Origin of the sequence: Brevibacillus panacihumi, from assembly GCF_003710985.1 — a bacterium.
Classification (GTDB): domain Bacteria; phylum Bacillota; class Bacilli; order Brevibacillales; family Brevibacillaceae; genus Brevibacillus; species Brevibacillus panacihumi.
In genome coordinates, this window is sequence record NZ_RHHT01000016.1 from 1 (window position 1) to 17,868 (window position 17,868).

The following is a 17,868-nucleotide window of genomic DNA, read 5'->3' on the forward strand; positions in this document are numbered from 1 at the left end:
CAAGGTGGTTGAAGTAGGGAAGAAGGAAGAATCATATGAAAATGCGAGAATAAGGGAGAAAGACTCTAATTTTGAGGGGTTAAACCGGTATAGTGAAAGTAGACCGAAACGAGGGGAGGGGTAGCCGATGGCAAGAGAACTCCAATTTGATGATGAAGGTGTCATTTTAACATTAACGGGAGCGACCGGATTCTTCGCTTTAAAATTCAATCTGAAAATGCCCTACAGTACAATAAAAAGTGTATATGTCGATTATTTTGACGCTCCGCGATGGATGCTCAGGATGCCTGGAACTTCCATTCCTGCGCTACATATTTTCGAAGGGAGCTTCAAATACGCGGATGAATGGTACTTTCTTTCTTACGAGAGCAGAGTCCCCCTTTTAAACATCGAGCTAGAAGGACATGAGAAATATAAGTATGTGATTTTTGAGATCAATGATCCTACCGGCGTTGCAGCCGATATTCGAAGACGCTTGGCAAAACATTCTACTAACGGGTAACGTTAGTTGGCGAACAAATGATATAGCGGCGGTCTAAGACTTTCCTTTCCGGGTCTTACACCACCGCTATTTTTTATACAGCACTAGACGCAAACATGTTTTTCATCCGACACTTGCTGGTCATTCTGAAGCAGATGAGCCGCGTATTCCAGCGGTCTGCGCACGGCTTCAAGATACCGTCGCCACTGTCCCAGCTGGCGAAAAATGTCGCGGCCAGGCTTGGGATTCATCTCAATCAGCCAGACATTTCCCTTCACATCAATGCCTATGTCCATACCGAATTCCATCATCTGGCCGAAGTGCTGCTCGATCCTCGATACCGCATGCAGCGCCAGATCCTTGCACTCGCCGATGATCTGCCGCGTCATCTCGTAGCCAAAATGCTCCGTGAGAAAACGCGCCGCTGGGACCGCCCTCCCTCCGCTGTGCAAATTGGAGGTGGAGGATCGCTTTGCTCCCAACCGGATCGCCATCCCAGTCAATTTCCAGGTTCCCGTCCCGTCCTTCTGGGCGAGCAGCCGCGCATCTACGGTTCGTCCCGGCACCAGGGAAAGCTCCAAGCCCTGCTGCAGAAAAAACTGCTCGTTTCCCTGCTTCTCCTGCTTCATCCACATCTGGAGCCGTTGATGCAAAACCTCGAGGCTGGCGATTCTTTCGGATATCTTCTTTTTTTGCTTGGTCTGCCCTTGCAGATGAAAGCCATCTGGCGTTCTTACGACCCGCAGGATGCTTCGGCCACCTGTGCCATTGGTTGGTTTGACATAGACGACCCGATGCTCCTGCAATAAAAGCGACAATGCTTCTCGGGAATACTCCAGCGTCTGCGGCAGCCATTTTCTCAGAATGGGATCTTGCTCCAACACACGGTGAACGGAGAATTTATTGGCGAAGCGGCTGTTCGCGTAACGAAACAGCTGTTGTCGGCGAAAGGGCAGATACCCGGCATGCTTGGGAACCGGGTAGTAGCGATAACGGTCGATGACAATATCCGGCCAAGCGTACCAGTTGCTTTTCCAGCCTGTCTGAGTTGGCGTATACCCTCTTATTTTTCTCGCAGTGAGATCGACATCTTGTGGACTAAAGAGGAAGACTTCCAGATTCATTTTCTCCCCCTCTCTGACCATCAGACGCAAAATGCCAGGCTCGATAAAGCCCTTCTCTCCTCTGTAGGTAAGGACCCCGATCCTTTTTTTCACTGACAGCAACACCCGCCTTTCTTCTTCACTTCCGCCCTCATCCCCTTGACAGTTTATGCTGAAAATGAAAAAAGCGCCTTTGCCTGTACTAGGCATTAGCGCATCTTTGGACTCCTCGTCTACATTTAGGACGAATGTTTTTCCAAATAGAGCAAGGCTGTACGCCCCAACAATTCCCCTGCGACCAGCATGGCGTCCTCGTCGATGTCAAAGCGTGGATGGTGATGCGGGAAATTGGCAAGCTTTTCGGGATTGCCTGCTCCTACAAATAGAAAGGCTCCGGGTACTTTGCCCAGATAGTAGGAAAAGTCTTCCCCGCCCATCAGCGGTTTCATCGGTTTGACGCGCTCCGCACCAAACGCAGACAAGGCAGCCTCGCGAGCCACCTGCGCTTCCTTCTCGCTGTTGATGACCGCAGGATAATCGCGAATATAGTTCACCTTCGCGGAGGCTCCCATCATCGCTGCAGTTCCCTGGGCGATCTCGGTCAAGCGCTCCTGCGCCCGATCCCGCACTTCAGGCAAAAACGTGCGGACCGTTCCCGTGAGGCGGCAGCTGTCTGCAATCACGTTGTTGTTGTCACCGCCGTGGAAGGTTCCGACCGTTACGACGACACTCTCCATCGGGCTTACATTGCGGCTGGCGATGGTTTGCAGGGCCCCGACGATCTGCGACCCGACGACAATCGAGTCGATCGTTTCTTCTGGTACAGCACCGTGTCCCCCGCGCCCTTTGACCTCGATTACGAAATCATCGATGCTCGCCATGATCGGACCGTGGCTGATGAACACCTCGCCTACCGGCAGCATCGACCACAGGTGAACGCCAAAGATCGCATCAACCCCGTCCATGGCTCCATCCCGAATCATCTGGCTGGCACCGCCTGGCGATTCCTCCTCGGCATGCTGGAAGACAAAACGGATCTCCCCTGCGAACTTATCGCGATGCTTGGCAAGAACACTGGCAAGGCCGAGCAATTGGGACGTATGCGCGTCATGTCCGCAAGCGTGCATGACCCCGGGCACAGTCGACTTGTACGGCACTTCCTTTTGATCCTGAATCGGCAGGGCGTCAAAATCCGCTCGCAGCGCTACAACAGCTCCGGGACGGACGCCTTTCAGCACACCGATTACACCGCGGCCGCCCACACCTGTACGAACCTCGTCCAGCTCCAGCTCTCTAAGAATTTCAGCGATCATGGCTGGCGTTTTCTCTTCCTGAAAAGAAAGCTCCGGATTCTGGTGCAGATGGCGGCGCCAGCGGATGATTTGCGGTTCCAACTCTTTTAATTCTTCAGTAAGTTGTTCATGCAAGGACATGTTGATTCCCTTCCTCCCCTAACGATCCTGATTCTTTTCTCTCATCATAGCAGAAAATCAGCAGGATCAGGATGGAAGATTAGACAAGAGGATAAATCTGCTGCTTTCTCCGTTCAAAGACCGAAATCGAGGCAAAGCCCGCCCGTTTGAGAGATTTGTATGCTTCCTCGGAGGATTTCCCCACTTCGTCCGGATAAATAGCGCCAGACGAAGGCGTGACAGCTACCTCATGCTGGGCCAGAATCTCCAACAGACGGTAGCCGGGACTCATTTCTCGAAAAGGAGCGAGGCTACGGTGCCCCGAGGTATTGATCTCTGTCGCCACCTGATAGCGCTTGAGGGAGCGGGCTACCCGCTGGTAGGAAGACAGCAGGGAGGCCTCCTCCGGCCGATACCCGCATGCTTTTACGCCGTCCAGATGAGCGATCAGGTCAAATAATCCGCTTCCCGCAGCCAATTCGACCAGATCGAAATAGCGGCTGTACAAACTCTCCAGGGGCATGCGCCTGATATAGTCCCTAGTTTCCGGCAAATGAACAGCCATCCCCTCTACAAAATGAACGGCACCCATGCAGAAATCCCAGTCATAAGCGGTCGTGATTTGGCTAAGAGCCTTCTCTTCCCCCGGGAAAAAATCCAGCTCGATCCCGACTCGCAAGGAAATGCCGTCTGCCTCCCAGCGATTACGCTGCGCCTCGAGAAAATGGGCATAACGATCCAGCCGTTCGCAGCAGACCTGATCCAGCCATAGCCTCTGTTTTTTTCCCAATTGACCAGAGCTTCCGCGCAGTTGCCGTTCGTATAGGGATTTGAACTCGACAAAGCGGTATCCATGCTCGACCACCCCGATGATCCGAACTCCGCGCTGTTTTGCCTTTTCCCTGTAGAGATCCAGCCAGGCGGTCGAATAGGGACCTTCCTGTACCCGCTCCTTCATTTTTTTAACCAACCCGTCCAGCCAGGCGCGATAGCCCGGCCCATCCCCTGATAACGTGTCAGCCAGTGATCCAGCCGTCTGCTGCAGCCAAGTTAGCGAGTACGGCCCCTCTTCCAAATGCACGTGAAAATCTACCTTCATCCCGATCCCCTCCGCCGGGTAAGTCCCATCTTCTTACTTGTTTGTATGTGGAGGCGATCGGGCATATGTCAAAGCAGGTTAGTTCATGTCGTTTTTTCTTTCGAATACGTAAAAGGTATGCGGATAGCGGTTCTTCTCGTCCACAATCCCCTCTTGTTTTTCGACCAAGGTATAGGCATCCCGGTCCCACGGCGGAAAAAAGGTGTCCCCCTGCACATCCAGATCGATTTCGGTAATATAAAGCCGATCTGCGGCATCCAAAAACTGGCGGTAAATCTCTGCGCCTCCGAAAATGATCACATCTCCGAGCGCCAGAACATCTTCCTTGGAATGAACCACCTCTACACCCGGCATGTGAAAATCGGGATTGCGCGTCAAGACGACATTGCGCCGGTTGGGGAGAGGTTTCCCGATTCCCTCCATCGTCTTGCGTCCCATCACAATGGTTTTGCCTGTCGTCACTTCCTTGACATGCTTCAAGTCCGCAGGAAGATGCCAGGGCATGACTCCATCCTTGCCGATCACCTGGTTGTTCGCGTAGGCGACGATCAGGCTAATCATACCGCGACCTCTCCTTTGATATGGGGGTGTGCCTCGTAGCCGACGATTTCGATGTCTTCAAACGTAAAATCAAAAATAGAGGTAACTTCGGGATTTAGCACCAGCTTGGGCAGCGGTTTCGGCTCACGGCTCAATTGCAGCTTGACCTGCTCGACGTGATTGAGGTAGAGATGAGCGTCTCCCAAGGTATGGACAAACTCTCCGGGCTCCAGTCCCGTGACATGAGCCATCATCTGCGTCAGCAGCGCGTAGCTGGCGATGTTGAACGGCACCCCTAAAAACGTATCCGCACTTCTCTGATACAGCTGGCAGGAAAGCTTGCCTTTGGCGACGTAAAACTGGAACAACAGGTGACATGGCGGCAAAGCCATCTCGTCCAGTTCCGCCGGATTCCAGGCGCTCACGATGAGACGGCGCGAATCGGGATTTTTTTTGATTTCATCCACGACCCACTGAATCTGGTCCACGGTCTTCCCGTCACGTCCGGCAAAGGAACGCCATTGCTTGCCGTATACGGGTCCCAGGTCGCCGTTTTCATCCGCCCACTCGTTCCAGATGCGAACCCCGTTCTCCTGCAAATAGCGAATATTGGTATCCCCGGAAAGGAACCACAAAAGCTCGTGAATGATCGATTTCGTATGTAGTTTCTTGGTCGTGACCAACGGAAAGCCCTCACTCAAGTCAAAGCGCATCTGATGGCCGAAAACACTGATCGTCCCGGTCCCGGTCCGATCTTCTTTGGTGACACCCTCGTTCAAAATGCGCTGGCACAGATCCAGATATTGTTTCATTTCCCTACACTCCTTCCAATACTCAATAGTAAACCATAATAGGCCGTGCCTGCCAGCCAAAAAAACGCCGTCCGCTCCTTTGCTCAGGAGCGACGGCGTTATTCCATTTGTCGTCTACGTATTGTTCACAGCCGTACGCGAAACATTGGACGCTTGCTGGCCGCGCTGGCCATTGACGATTTCAAAGGTGACCAGCTCCCCTTCTTCCAAGTTGCGGTAGCCAGATCCGTTGATGGCCGAATAGTGAACGAATACGTCTGGCCCTCCGTCCCGTTCGATAAAGCCGTATCCCTTTTCCTTGCTGAACCATTTTACTTTCCCCTGAATCATTGCATTTCCTCCCTGTACAAAGTGAAGCTCTACGCTTACCTTATCCTATGCGGATGAGAGGGATGTGGAGATAGCGTTATGAAAATAATCGGGTTACTGGCTGGCCACGGGAAGGGCTGCCGGCAATAACACGGTGACACTGGTCCCTTCGCCCGGCCTCTTCCCCGTCAGCAGCCGCCAGTATCTGATATCCTTTCTTTTTCAGGTAAAAACGAAGCAGTTCGCGAATATGCGTATCTTCATCCGCGACCAGAATCGTCCCTTTGGCAATAATAGTCAACCTTGATTTAAGCTTTATAAACGAATTATTTAAATGATTCAAATTTACAAAACAATTAAACAAATTTACACTATGGTCAACGGATTATTTTAGGGATGGTGTGACAATGGGTACAAAATCTGCATGTAACTGGATGACTCTTTGGGCGTCGATTTTATTCGTCGTGATCCTCGGTTTTTCCAGGCTCTCCTACGGCATGTTTTTGCCTGGGATACAGAGGGAGCTCGGTGGGAGCTACGGTCAATTGGGCATGTTAAACACGGTCAATTTTATCGGATATTTGGTGGGGACCTTATGTCTGCCTCCTCTGATCGCTCGGTTACCGGACCGCAAGCATGTGATCAATCGACTGACGTGTTTGTTGCTTGCAATCGCTATGATTGGCTCGGCATTTAGTGAAACTTTCATCCAGCTCGGTCTATGGAGATTCTCAATCGGCCTCCTATCTGCCTTCGCCACGGTGTTAGTCCTGTCCATTGCAATGGATGCCATACGACCGGCGGAACGGGGAGTAGCATCGGGTCTTATCTGGCTGGGCGGGTCGGCCGGCATTCTTTTGACGGGTTTATTCGCCCCCTTTACCATTGATCCTTCTCACTTGCAGGGATGGCGATATGCATGGGTGGCCATGGGCGTTTTCGGCTTGATCGCAGCGTTCGGCTTCGAGCTCGTCACCAAAAAACAGGGACCTGCAAAAATACCCCAGACGGAATCGAAGCCACCAGACCAAGGAAGCGTGAATGTGTACCGTCTCTTGCTGAACCCCAAAGAGTTCTTGTTCTTAATCGCTTCTTATTTCTTCTTCGGCTGGGGATACATCATCTATTTCACGTATTTGATTCCCTATCTTGTGAGCAAAGGCATTCCGTCTCTCTATGCCGGGTTGATCTGGTCCGGAATCGGTTTTGCGGGTTTGTTTAACGGATGGATCGGAGGCAAAGCTATCGATCGATGGCCGAGCGGATATACGCTTGCGGCGGGATTAATCCTGGGGACGATCGGTGTGAGCGGCGTCATTACGGATCATCTGTTTTTTACGGCATGGGGTGCTGTCACGGTTGGATTGGTTTCCTTTCTTACACCGCCACTCATGACGACCGCGCTTCTCCGGCGCCATGTCCCTCACAGCGCTTACGCGGCATGCCTTAGCATAGCCACTGCCTTTTTTGCCTTAGGGCAGATTATAGGTCCCATCGTTGGTGCCGTGATGGTCGAATGGTACGGCTTGCAATTCGGTGTTGCATCCAGCGCACTCTTCTTGGCGATAGCCGCCGCGTTGGCTGGTTTGTATGGACAGCAACAACGAAAACAAGAGGTCCGCGATTTGCCATTATGACGAAAGCTTGTACGTTACCGTTACAGATTTGATTGCCGAATGGAAAAACGATCCTGCCAAGGAAGTTGGGCGAAGTTGGGAGTGACGCCACCTCTTTGATTGTGTGTGCGTCATCCCTGGGTGCACCAAAAAAGCACGGGGGTTTCGTCCCCCGCGCTTTCCTATATACCCAACTACTCCAATTCGGATGCGACTCGATTCATTTTTCCTGCCAGTTCGTCCAAATCGACTTTCATCTCCAGCGCCGCCAAAAGGCCGGTGAAGTAGGAATTGACCTGCTCCTTCACACGGTCACGCTCGACTTTCACGACCTCGGCGAACAAGGTCGAAAACTGGCCTTGAAGCTGCTCGCTTCCCTGTGCTACGTAAGCTGTGACAGGCTCCTGCAAGCGTTTTTCCAATTCCTCGCGCATTTTCACCCTGCCGTCCTGCTCGAAGAAATCCTTGGTGTTCTTGAACAAGGACAGAGCAGGCTGCAAGGCTTGGGCAGATACAGGCAGCTCTTCTGCAAAGGTCAAGGTCTCTACCTGCCGAGGCTGGTACGGGGTGAGGGAAAGACCCGCAGCATAGCCCTGCACGTCACGCTGCCAGCTCTGGACGAGGGTAAGACCCTGCTTGTTCAGGAACTTTTCCAGACGCAGCGTCGTAGCCCGCAGCTCCTGCGCCAGATCGTAGCTGATGGAGCGCAGCAGATCGGTGAGGCAGCCTTGCAAAGCCTGCTTCATATTGCGTCCGTCTTCCTTCAGCACAGCCGGATTGAAAGCAAAGCCGTACAGTTCGTTGAAGCGGAAGAAGAGGCGCTGCTTGACATAGTGGAGCAGCTCTTCCCGTTCTTTGTCCAGATCTCTTTCCAGCGATGTGACCGACAACGCATCGACGGCTGCCAGTGCGGCTGCTTGAGCCTCGTTCGCAGCATCGCGTCGAGCCTGACGCTCGCTTTCCCCCGATTGGGCCATTCGCATGAATTCCGTCAACGTCTGATGAGCGCGGCGAATCTCGCCCAAGGCGGCATTGACCGCAATCTGCGTAAGTTCGTCAATGGTGAAACGCAAGAAATCCTCTTCAAAATGCGCCATCCCCGACAGGGCAAAGGCTTCGCCAGCAGGCATAAGCTCTTCCCCTTCAGCGGATTGCGTGCGCTGGCGATAGACTTTTTCTGCGGAAGCATTCAGCTTGCCAGCCTCGTGCATCCGCGCCAGCAGCGCCGTCTGGCTAGAGACGGGATAGATGCGCGGCAGACGGATGCCGCAGGTAAGCAGATTTTTTTCCACGTGAGTGATGACGCCTTGCAGTTCTTCCTCGGATGCAGCCAAATCGGCCGCGTTCACGATAAAGAACATTTTGTCCATCTCAAACGTATCCTTGACCCGCCCCATCTGCAGCAGAAACTCGCGGTCCGCCTGGGAGAAGGCGTGGTTATAGTAGGTGACAAACAGCACGGCATCGGCGTTTTTCATGTATTCGAACGCAACACCGGTGTGACGGGCGTTGATCGAATCCGCACCGGGGGTATCCACCAGGACGATTCCCTGGTCGGTCAACGGGCAGGAGTAGAACAGCTCGATGTACTCGGCGAAGCATGCTTTCTCTTCCTTAGCGACAAAGCTTTTAAACGCCTTCATGTCGACGAGCAGCTGTCCGCCGAGATGTTCCGCCATCTCCCCGAGACCTTTCGTGACCGCTTTCAGGAAGGTGTAGTGCGGTTTGGCTGTAGGAGGAATCTGCGTCACATCGATTTTGTTCAGCTCATCCAATGCCCCTTCAAGGTCAGCCGCAGAGTGGCCGAATACAGCCAGCGAACGCAAGACATCCTGCTCGACTGCATCTCTGCTTTTCAGTACGACCCGTACGGTGCCATGCGGTTCGGTGTCCGTGGGCGGCATGATCTTGTTGATCGCGGCCGTCGTCGGGTTGGGCGATACCGGCAGCACCAGATCACCCATCAATGCATTCGCGAAGGAGGATTTGCCCGCGCTGAACGCCCCGAACAAGGCTACGGTAAAGCGATTGGCCGTCAGCCGCTCCGCGCGGTCCAACATCGCTTGCGCCTGGTTCTGCATGCCGGGCACATTGATGATTTCTTTACTTGTACGCCGCAAACGCTCGGCTGCGGCAAACAGCTTCTCTCTCAACTGGTTCATAATCGTGGGCTACGCTCCTTCTTGCAGAATCGCCTGCAACTGTTCTTTGGCTGCCTGTTCGCTCGAAGCGAGCTTCGCCAATTCCTGGTGTACTGCTGCCAACTCGCGCAGCACGGACAGTCGCTTTTGCGCCTCTCCGCTTTGCACTTGCACTTGCTGCTCCAACTGCTTTACGACCTGCTCGATGAAAGCAAGACCTGCTCTGCGGTATTCCAGCTTGATCCCGTTGGAAAGGTCGTTGCAGTAATTCATTACGTATTCGCGGGAAACCGCTCCGTTCTTGATATGGGAAGCAAGGAACTCGCCCGTCAATTCCACCTGGGTGGCGTGGACAGCGGCATGATAGGCTTCGTCGCGCATGTCGTATGTCTGCGGCAGCTTCGCCATCAGTTCCTTGAAATGGAAGTCGAGATTGCCGGCTACCTTTTCGCGCAAATCGGCCAGCAGAGCCTCTTCGCGGCGCGCCCGCTCCTCTTCGGTTTTCTTTCCGGCGAACAAAAAGCCCGTTTTGAATCCCGGCTTGCGGCTTTCCAGATAGCTCTGCGCCGCTTCCGAGGTGCTGTAGTAGGTGAGTCTTGCGTTGTCCAGCAGCGTGCCAAGCTCCTTTTCCATCTGCTTGCGGGCTTCGTCTGTACGGGAAGCCATTTTTTCTGCTTCCGCCTCCGCCTGTTGCAGGGACGCTGTTACCATATCCGAATCCCGGCTGTCGACTCCCTCCAGGTTCAGGGCGTCGAGCTTGTCTTCCAGCTTCCGCCGCGCTTCCTCATTGCGTCCCTTCAATACCTGCACGTGTTCGTCGACCAGATGATGGGCTGCGCTGCGCACACTGTCAGCGACGAGCTTTTCACGGTCCGCGATCAACTGGGACAGGAGAGCGGAAAACGCCTCGTACTGGTTCTCATCGTGATCGGGTTCTGCCAAAGAGGTGTAAAAAATCCCGTCCGGGTGAATATTCCACGTAGCAAACGCTTCCTCGACACTTTCCTTGTAGGAGTCAAAATCAAGCTCGAAGTCGATGTGCTTGTCGATCATGTTCACGACCAAATAAACCGGTTTTCCCCGGTCCTTCAAGGTTTTCGTGAAATTGAAGTTCTCTTCTGCCTGGACGTGGTTGTAGTCCATCATGTAGATGACGACATCAGCCAGGTGCAAGGCCGATTCTGTCGCGATCTTGTGAGCGGCATCCGTCGAATCGATCCCAGGCGTGTCGAGCAGACTGGAATGCTCATCTAAAAATGTGCCGGGGTATTGAACCTCTACCCATTCCACTGTATCTCCGTCCACGGCGAACTGCTTCAGCTTCTCCATCTGCGTATCCGGGTCAAAGGTGACGACTCCGGTTTCTTTTGTATAGACGCGGGCGGCCTTCTCTCCACCGCGAATTTTGACTACATTTGCACTCGTCGGGATTGGATTGGAAGGAAGCAGCTGCACGCCCAATAAGGTGTTGATCATCGTCGACTTCCCTGCGGAAAAGTGACCGCAGAACGCGATGTTCAACTCCGCCTGACTGGTTTTTGCAGCCAATTGTTTCAGCTTCCCTGCTGTAACTCCATCCCCGTTTTCATCCATATACGCAGCAGCCCGCTCCCAGACCTCTGCCATGCGGGCAAACGCTGTCTGCGGCTCTAGCACATGCGTGTGAGGCATCTTTACCATCCTCTCCAATAAACCTGCTCTCTTTATTCTCTCTCGTATCTACCAAGCCGAATGTACCATACCTGCAGGGGTAGTTCAATTATTTGTGTGAAAGTTTGCACGTGGAACTTTCATCCGCAACTACATCCTATTCATCTTTCCGAGAAGAGGTCGATAGGAAGGAAGCGGAAGAAAGCCCGTTCGTCCATCTCGCTGAACGCACGGGCTTCCCAAATCCTATTTTTGCGCTACGAGGTCAGCGAATGCCTTGGCGTAGGCAGGCAGGTCAGGCGGTCTGCGCGACCCTACGATATGCCCGTCGACCACCACTTCTTCATCGATCCAGATCGCACCCGCATTCTCCATATCGTCCTTGATCCCGGGTGTTGACGTCGTCTTTACGCCCTGCAGGATCTTGGCCGAAGCCAGCACCCATCCCGCGTGGCAAATATGTCCGATCGGTTTTTTCGCTTCATGCATGTCCTGCACAAAGGAGAGAACCTCCGGATAGCGGCGCAGCTTGTCCGGCGCCCAGCCGCCTGGCACGAGCACGCCGTCGTAATCGGCCGCTTTCACCTCTGCCATGGAAAGGTCCGTCTCGCAGGGGACACCGTATTTGCCGAAGTATACATGATTCGCTTTTGGCCCGACGAGATGCACCGCAGCACCTTCTTCCCGCAGCCTCAGCACAGGATACCACAATTCCAAATCTTCAAATTCCGCCTCGACGAAGCAGACGATTTTCTTTCCAGCCAATTGCATGGAATCAGCCTCCTACTTTCTCTTTCTTCCATTGTAACAGGAACACCTGGGATGTGCATGTACCCGTGAAATATAAAAAAGTGAGAAACAGGTTTCTTACGCTGTCTCCCACCTTATAACGAATGAAAAAAAATATAGCTGGTGCCGGTAGAGGGACTTGAACCCCCACGGTTTCCCTCACGATTTTGAGTCGCGCGCGTCTGCCAATTCCGCCATACCGGCATTGTGAAACCCGTCACATGATTCGACAGAATTCGTCACGTTTCGATATCACTTTTCTACTATAACAAGGATACGTGGACGGCGCAAGACCTTTCTTTTGAAAGGCTTCCCGGCATTCAAGTGGATATATGATTGCGGCTTTGCAGCCATCGTTCGAATTCGGCAGGTGTACGCACATGATCGTCTAATACAGCAGAATAGATATCGAAGCTTTTCACTTGCTTCCCGTATTCCGTTCGTGACGCCCATACGGATTTAATGCTCAAAATCGAGACAATCGCTGATGGAGTAAGACGACCGGGCATTGTGCGAATATGCTGCAGATCGGGTTGTTTTTCTGGCTCGTCCACGAACCAAATATCCAGCTCCCACTCGTTTCCGCTTTTGCACTGATATTTCAAACCGATAAAATAACCGTCTGGGTAGACCGGATCAGTATTCCAACTGCCGGTATCGTTGATGAAGTTCATATGCCGAACCCCAGGATGGGCCATCAATCGTGAAGCAATGCCGGAAATGGCAGCGATGTCCAGCTTGGAGCAAACGACCGTCATATCGAGGTCTCTCCAGGTCATTAAACCAAGGGCGGCACTCCCCACTTTAACAGGCGCACCCGCTGCTTTTAGCAATTCGGTAAGGTTCAATTCTTCCGCTACTGCAGCAGCTTCTGTCTGCAACTGCAGTTGGCGGGCAAGCAGATCTTCCCGTTCCATCATTTTTCGCTCCTTTCCCCTATGTACGAAACGGATTCACCTTTTTTGAAAGGCTTTGCCATAGTGGTCGACAGCAAAGCTAAATAATACTTTTATCATAAATAAAAGAAATGTGATCAACATATACGGCTGGATATTGGGCAGCAACGGAATACAACCTACGCCGATGGACAGAAGCAAGCCAAGAATGGATAAAATATTTTGTTTTTCGCCAAAAACATCATGCAAAAACGATGAAATCCGTACTTGTTTCATACCTTTGCACTCCAAAAGCATATTTGGGATGATTGCCCGTCTCGCTTCCTGTTTCGCATTGCCAGCATAACGGGAGTGTCCAGAATGATGAATTCGCCATTGTAAAGTCCCCCTCCTTCCATCCGCGATATAGATATACAGGAGAATCATCTTCACCTCCTTTTCTCCTGCGAAAATGGCTGCAGTTATCTTCTCCCCCGGCATGGCGCACAGCACCCCGCGAGTATCCGCCGTCTTCCTGGCTTGTCGAAAGGATAATCGAGCGGATGCCTCCCTGCCACAATCCAGCGTCCATTCGGCTTTTTGAAGAGTTGGTAGACGCGAAAAAAACGATCGCTCGGATCAAAGGCAAACCACGCAGCAATCGTTACACGTCTCGGGGACTTGGATAACACCTTGGTTTTGACGATCGGGGGCGCTCCGATGCCATCTCCCACAGGGATTGCCAGTTTGCCGCGAATGCGGCGCAGGTCGAGATTGACGATCACCCGGTTTGCCAGGCATCTCGTCATGCTTTTTTGCAAAAAACGGCGTATCTTTGCCACCGATTGAAATCGTTTGGGCAAAATAACCCCCCGCTCACCTACACGTTTTCTTGCTGAAAATACGATGGTCCAGAAATCACTTTCCGCGTCTCTGATCGTCTTCACCCATCTCTTTCGCATCCGGCATACCTCCTTCCTACATGGGTATGCTGAGCTTCCCGCCCCCGGTTGGGCCTTTTTCAGGGTTGGGCCGCAGGTGTATAACTTTGACAGGAACGGACAAAGTAACAGAGTATGATGAAAACTGGTTAGGAGGATACGCATGCCAAGTCAAATCAATACGGATTCGCTGAAAAAGGCCGAGGTCTCTGCCACGCTGGCCAAAACGATGATTACGCAAGCCATTGAACAATCCGCTGCTAACCCTCAATTGGCCGAAGAGGCTCTCAAAACAGCTTCCACGGAGATCGCGCAGGCGCAAACGATGATTTCCCAGGTTCAATCTACCATTCAGACCCAACAGCAACAGCAACAGCAACAGCAACAACAACAGCAGCAACAGCAGCAACAAAAATCCTGATTGCCAGAGAACAGGCGAAGGGTTTGGCAACAGTTGGCTGAAAGCAGCGTTTCGAGTGCAGGAAAAAAGCCGCACATCCCGATTCTAGATGGGTCAGGGAAGTGCGGTTCTTTTATTTGTTTCAAGGACGGATATACAGATGGATATATGGTTGACGAAATTGGCACAGATATAATACTATGAGTACCATATTAGTATTATTGGTACTTAAGGAGACGAAACGGATGGATAAGGAACATAAAATAAGAAAACGCATCTTGGATTATGCCCAGCAACAGTTTGCAACAATCGGTTATTCCAAAGTTTCGACCGCACAGTTTGCGTCCGACCTGAAGATGAGCAAATCGACCTTTTATAAATACTTTTCGAGCAAGGAAGAACTCCTGTTTGCCGTAATCGACGATTTCTACCATTCCTTTGAGCAGGAAATTCAAAGCATCATCAACGACGATAGCCTGGAGATCACGGAGAAAGTCCAGTCGTTCATTCTTAGTGTCAGGAAGCGATTTCGTCACTTGCATGTCTCGGTCGTCGAAGACTTCCGGCGGGCCGTCCCGGAAGCGTATGCACATCTTGAGGAACGCCGGAGAAGTCTCATAACGGGAACGCTGATCGGCTTGTTCGAACAAGGGGCGAGGGATGGATTTTTCCGTTCTGATATTCCACCGATGATTATTGCGAATGTGTTGATTCAGGCGATGCAGCATTTGGAGCATCCGGAGGTGATCGGCGAGTTGCCGTACAGCTTCGCTGACATGTTTCAGCAAGTATTCTCGATCGTCATGGAAGGCAGTTTATCGGAGGAGGGTCGCAAACGTTTCCGCTCTTGATCACATGCATGGAAAGAGGTGAAATGGACAATGAAAGCAATCATTATCGGCGCTGGCATCGGAGGGCTGAGCACAGCTATTGCTTTGCGCAAAATCGGGATGGATGTGAAAGTATTTGAAAGCAAGCAGGAAGTGCGTTTCGCAGGTGCCGGGCTCGGAATCGGGGCGAACGCAGTCCGGGCATTGCAGCAGCTTGATGTTGGCGATCAAATCCTTCGGGCAGGAAAAGCGTTGGATGAGCTTCGCATCCTCACACCTGCAGGGAAAATCCTGCAGCGTACGGAAACTGCGGCAATTAGCCACAAGTACGGACCCGATAATGTCTCGATTGAACGGGGAGTGCTGCTGGAGTTGCTTATGAGCGCTTTGGGTCCGGAGAAAATCGTCCATACCGGAAGAACTTGCAGGCATTTTGAACAAAATGACTCCGGGGTGAAAGTGTGGTTTGAAGACGGTTCAACGGAGGAAGGAGATTTTTTAGTCGGTGCGGATGGTGTTCACTCCAAGATTCGCGAAGCTCTGCTGCCGAACGCAATACCACGTTATGCCGGATACACTTGCTGGAGGGCCGTTGTACAGGCCGAACCGGACCTGCTTCATTATGATCCGAATGTGTTTATCGAGACATGGGGTCGCAAGGGACGCTTCGGGTTGGTTCCCTTGTCGAACAACCGAATCTATTGGTTCGCCTGCTTGAATGCCAAAGCCCCAGATTCCCCACTCAGAACCTATACGGCACGGGACTTGATGAAGATCTTCGAGGGCTATCATGAACCCATCCCTCAAATACTGGCGCAAACCTCTGATCATCACATGCTGCAGCATGATATTTATGATCTGCCGCCAATCAGCCGTTTTGCGTTCGGACGCGTCGTGTTGCTCGGTGACGCTGCTCATGCCATGACGCCCAATATGGGGCAAGGTGCCGGACAGTCTGTGGAAGACGCCGTCATCCTGGCAAGTCACTTGAAACAGAGTCCAGTCATAGAAGAGGCATTGGTAAGATATGAACGCGAACGAATCGGCCGAACCGGGCAAATTACCAGAATGTCCAACCGGATCGGAAAGGTAGCACAGCTGGATGGGCACGTTTCCATCGCCCTTCGCGATGGGCTGTTCCCCCTTGTTCCGGCAAGGATTTTGGAAAAGCAGTTGGAATATCTGTATGAAGTGAGCCTTGATGGATTGTTGTAACGCAGATCGATTCTTGTCTACAATAGAGGGAAATGTCTGAAAGAAATGAGGATGATCCCATGCCAAAGCTAAACGGCATCAATCATTTTTTGTTTTCTGTATCCGATCTTGAGCGGTCCTTTTGTTTTTATCGCGATGTCCTTGGGGCGCGTCCCCTCGTTCGCGGCAGGAAGCTGGCCTATTTTGAGTGGAATGGATACTGGCTGGCTTTAAATGAAGAAAGCGAGATTCCCCGCCGTGAGATCCATGATTCTTACACACATCTGGCTTTCTCGATCGACGAGGAGAGCTTCGATACCTGGCGTGCGCATCTGGAAGCCCATCAGGTGCATATTCTGCCTGGACGGGAGCGGGATGAACGGGATCGGCGCTCTATCTACTTCACCGATCCGGACGGACATAAATTTGAATTGCATACCGGGACTCTCGAGGATCGCCTCGCGTACTACCGGGATGAAAAGCATCATATGACCTTTTTTGAGTAGTGGATGGCGGCTATCGACCAGATCTACGGCCCACGCCTCTGATTTGCTTGCGAATCGAGCGAAGCTCAGCCGGGTTCAATCGTCTGGTCGAATGGGGACGACGACGCGGATGTAATCGAGGTGTCCGAATACGGGCCCTGCTAGCTGTACCACGCGCCACACGAACGCCAAATGCCTGCAACGCCCATTGAACGGGGAACGAAATGGAGAGACGCCCATCTTCGGAACCGGCAAAATTGACAGCGGCAGCACGGTTCCCTGACGTCAGCCAGACGGAGCCGGAATCCCCAGCCAGCGAAACGGCCCGTGAACCGCGAATCACGGTCTGATTGCGGAATCGAATCTGCCCCAGTCCCCCGTAGCGGCCGTAGTCAACCATGATATCGGTGTGAATCGAGACGACCACACCTCTGACAAAGCCGGAGGAGCGTCCCACCTTTTTCAGGCGGCTTCCCAATGCATAGGAGCGCACTGACCCGGGGATCCTGCCGATTCTGGCATAGCGTGGGGCGAGCAGACGCTGACTGCTCGGGATCGCGATCGCCGCATCGAGGTAATTGACCCCGCCACGTCTCAATCGGACATAGCGGTACATCCTGCCGATGCGGTCTCTTCCCGGACGTCCGCCGTCCGCTCCTCCCGGCTGCAGGACTTCCGTATAGCCCCCGGAATTGTTCCGGTTCAACACATGGTTGTTGCTCAGCAAAAACCGCCGTGCCCGGTTTGCAGCCTGCGCGACGATCAAGCCCGCTGTTCCGGATATGCCGCGCCTCCCTACGCTGTATCCGGCTATGACGGGACGAATTCGGCTGCGAAGTCCTCTGCCTGTCGCTTTCGGTTTGACGAAGGGATGGCAGCAGCAGCGGCCGGATTTGACGATCCTCACCGGTACACGTACGGAATTGCCTGTCTTGGCGGTGGTGACATGAACGCAGGACGGGCATTTCTTTTTCATGGAAGCTTGCGAGTGCAAGGTGTACAAGACGACACATAATCCGCCCGCTCTGTTCACTCCGTTGGCAAATCCCACTCCAATCCCCACAACTCCCGGCAATTTGCCCCAGTCCTTCACCAGTTTCTCCTTGGCACGCAAGGCGTGTTGCAGCGTCGCCATCGTATCCCTCCTTCTTCGAATGTAAGCAAAGTTCTCTTCCTCATCGTATGTTCGAT

General features: G+C 52.6%; 20 protein-coding genes and 1 tRNA gene. 6 read left to right on the forward strand and 15 right to left on the reverse strand.

Going from position 1 to position 17,868, the window contains the following annotated elements:
• Positions 1-127: 127 nt before the first annotated feature.
• Positions 128-502 (forward strand): hypothetical protein, encoded by a 375-nt coding sequence (locus EDM58_RS09075; protein WP_122913061.1) that lies wholly within the window; start codon positions 128-130, stop codon positions 500-502.
• Between the two features lie 83 nt (positions 503-585).
• On the opposite strand, the gene EDM58_RS09080 is transcribed toward EDM58_RS09075, so the two are convergent.
• The 7 genes from EDM58_RS09080 to EDM58_RS26525 all read right to left on the reverse strand — a co-directional run bounded on the left by EDM58_RS09080 (position 586) and on the right by EDM58_RS26525 (position 6,057).
• The gene (locus tag EDM58_RS09080; protein WP_122913101.1) at positions 586-1,698 is read right to left on the reverse strand and encodes a YheC/YheD family endospore coat-associated protein; all 1,113 of its coding nucleotides are present in this window, start codon (positions 1,696-1,698) and stop codon (positions 586-588) included.
• Positions 1,699-1,823: 125 nt separating this feature from the next.
• On the reverse strand, positions 1,824-3,017 hold the full coding sequence (locus tag EDM58_RS09085; RefSeq protein WP_122913062.1) for a M20 metallopeptidase family protein: 1,194 nt from the start codon (positions 3,015-3,017) through the stop codon (positions 1,824-1,826).
• Positions 3,018-3,096: 79 nt separating this feature from the next.
• Positions 3,097-4,095 (reverse strand): PHP domain-containing protein, encoded by a 999-nt coding sequence (locus tag EDM58_RS09090; protein WP_122913063.1) that lies wholly within the window; start codon positions 4,093-4,095, stop codon positions 3,097-3,099.
• Positions 4,096-4,173: 78 nt separating this feature from the next.
• Positions 4,174-4,656, reverse strand: coding sequence for a dihydrofolate reductase (locus EDM58_RS09095; protein ID WP_122913064.1), 483 nt, complete (start codon positions 4,654-4,656; stop codon positions 4,174-4,176).
• Complete coding sequence (locus EDM58_RS09100) at positions 4,653-5,447, reverse strand: thymidylate synthase (protein ID WP_122913065.1); 795 nt, start codon at positions 5,445-5,447, stop codon at positions 4,653-4,655. Before EDM58_RS09100 ends, EDM58_RS09095 begins: the two co-directional genes overlap by 4 nt.
• Positions 5,448-5,561: 114 nt before the next feature.
• Entirely contained in the window at positions 5,562-5,777 is a 216-nt protein-coding gene (locus EDM58_RS09105) for a cold-shock protein (protein ID WP_122913066.1), read from the reverse strand.
• Between the two features lie 76 nt (positions 5,778-5,853).
• Positions 5,854-6,057, reverse strand: coding sequence for a response regulator (locus EDM58_RS26525; RefSeq protein ID WP_425455610.1), 204 nt, complete (start codon positions 6,055-6,057; stop codon positions 5,854-5,856).
• Between the two features lie 106 nt (positions 6,058-6,163).
• On the opposite strand from EDM58_RS26525, the gene EDM58_RS09115 reads away from it, so the two are divergent.
• Positions 6,164-7,393, forward strand: a complete 1,230-nt coding sequence (locus EDM58_RS09115) for a YbfB/YjiJ family MFS transporter (protein ID WP_122913067.1) — start codon at positions 6,164-6,166, stop codon at positions 7,391-7,393.
• 173 nt (positions 7,394-7,566) lie between these two features.
• On the opposite strand, the gene EDM58_RS09120 is transcribed toward EDM58_RS09115, so the two are convergent.
• From EDM58_RS09120 to EDM58_RS09150, 7 genes are all read right to left on the reverse strand, one after another.
• Positions 7,567-9,534 (reverse strand): dynamin family protein, encoded by a 1,968-nt coding sequence (locus EDM58_RS09120; protein WP_122913068.1) that lies wholly within the window; start codon positions 9,532-9,534, stop codon positions 7,567-7,569.
• Positions 9,535-9,543: 9 nt separating this feature from the next.
• A complete protein-coding gene (locus EDM58_RS09125; RefSeq protein WP_122913069.1) occupies positions 9,544-11,184 on the reverse strand; it encodes a dynamin family protein in 1,641 nt (546 codons plus the stop codon).
• Positions 11,185-11,409: 225 nt separating this feature from the next.
• The gene (locus EDM58_RS09130; protein ID WP_122913070.1) at positions 11,410-11,934 is read right to left on the reverse strand and encodes a type 1 glutamine amidotransferase domain-containing protein; all 525 of its coding nucleotides are present in this window, start codon (positions 11,932-11,934) and stop codon (positions 11,410-11,412) included.
• A gap of 139 nt (positions 11,935-12,073) precedes the next feature.
• Positions 12,074-12,156 (reverse strand) — tRNA-Leu (locus EDM58_RS09135).
• A 116-nt stretch (positions 12,157-12,272) separates the two neighbouring features.
• Positions 12,273-12,872 (reverse strand): hypothetical protein, encoded by a 600-nt coding sequence (locus EDM58_RS09140; RefSeq protein WP_122913071.1) that lies wholly within the window; start codon positions 12,870-12,872, stop codon positions 12,273-12,275.
• A gap of 33 nt (positions 12,873-12,905) precedes the next feature.
• On the reverse strand, positions 12,906-13,280 hold the full coding sequence (locus tag EDM58_RS09145; RefSeq protein ID WP_148039312.1) for a hypothetical protein: 375 nt from the start codon (positions 13,278-13,280) through the stop codon (positions 12,906-12,908).
• A 29-nt stretch (positions 13,281-13,309) separates the two neighbouring features.
• Positions 13,310-13,789 carry a hypothetical protein gene (locus tag EDM58_RS09150; protein WP_122913073.1) on the reverse strand — a complete coding sequence of 160 codons (480 nt, stop codon included), beginning with the start codon at positions 13,787-13,789 and terminating at the stop codon, positions 13,310-13,312.
• Positions 13,790-13,931: 142 nt separating this feature from the next.
• Here EDM58_RS09150 and EDM58_RS09155 point away from each other — a divergent pair, with 142 nt between their 5' ends.
• The 4 genes from EDM58_RS09155 to fosB all read left to right on the forward strand — a co-directional run bounded on the left by EDM58_RS09155 (position 13,932) and on the right by fosB (position 16,698).
• Positions 13,932-14,189, forward strand: a complete 258-nt coding sequence (locus tag EDM58_RS09155; RefSeq protein ID WP_122913074.1) for a hypothetical protein — start codon at positions 13,932-13,934, stop codon at positions 14,187-14,189.
• A 224-nt stretch (positions 14,190-14,413) separates the two neighbouring features.
• A complete protein-coding gene (locus EDM58_RS09160) occupies positions 14,414-15,019 on the forward strand; it encodes a TetR/AcrR family transcriptional regulator (RefSeq protein WP_183187460.1) in 606 nt (201 codons plus the stop codon).
• Between the two features lie 30 nt (positions 15,020-15,049).
• Positions 15,050-16,213 (forward strand): FAD-dependent monooxygenase, encoded by a 1,164-nt coding sequence (locus EDM58_RS09165; protein WP_122913076.1) that lies wholly within the window; start codon positions 15,050-15,052, stop codon positions 16,211-16,213.
• A 59-nt stretch (positions 16,214-16,272) separates the two neighbouring features.
• Positions 16,273-16,698: a metallothiol transferase FosB gene (gene fosB, locus EDM58_RS09170; protein WP_122913077.1), complete on the forward strand. Its 426-nt coding sequence runs from the start codon at positions 16,273-16,275 to the stop codon at positions 16,696-16,698.
• A 10-nt stretch (positions 16,699-16,708) separates the two neighbouring features.
• Here fosB and EDM58_RS09175 read toward each other — a convergent pair whose 3' ends face one another.
• Complete coding sequence (locus EDM58_RS09175) at positions 16,709-17,812, reverse strand: chymotrypsin family serine protease (RefSeq protein ID WP_122913078.1); 1,104 nt, start codon at positions 17,810-17,812, stop codon at positions 16,709-16,711.
• Positions 17,813-17,868: the final 56 nt, after the last annotated feature.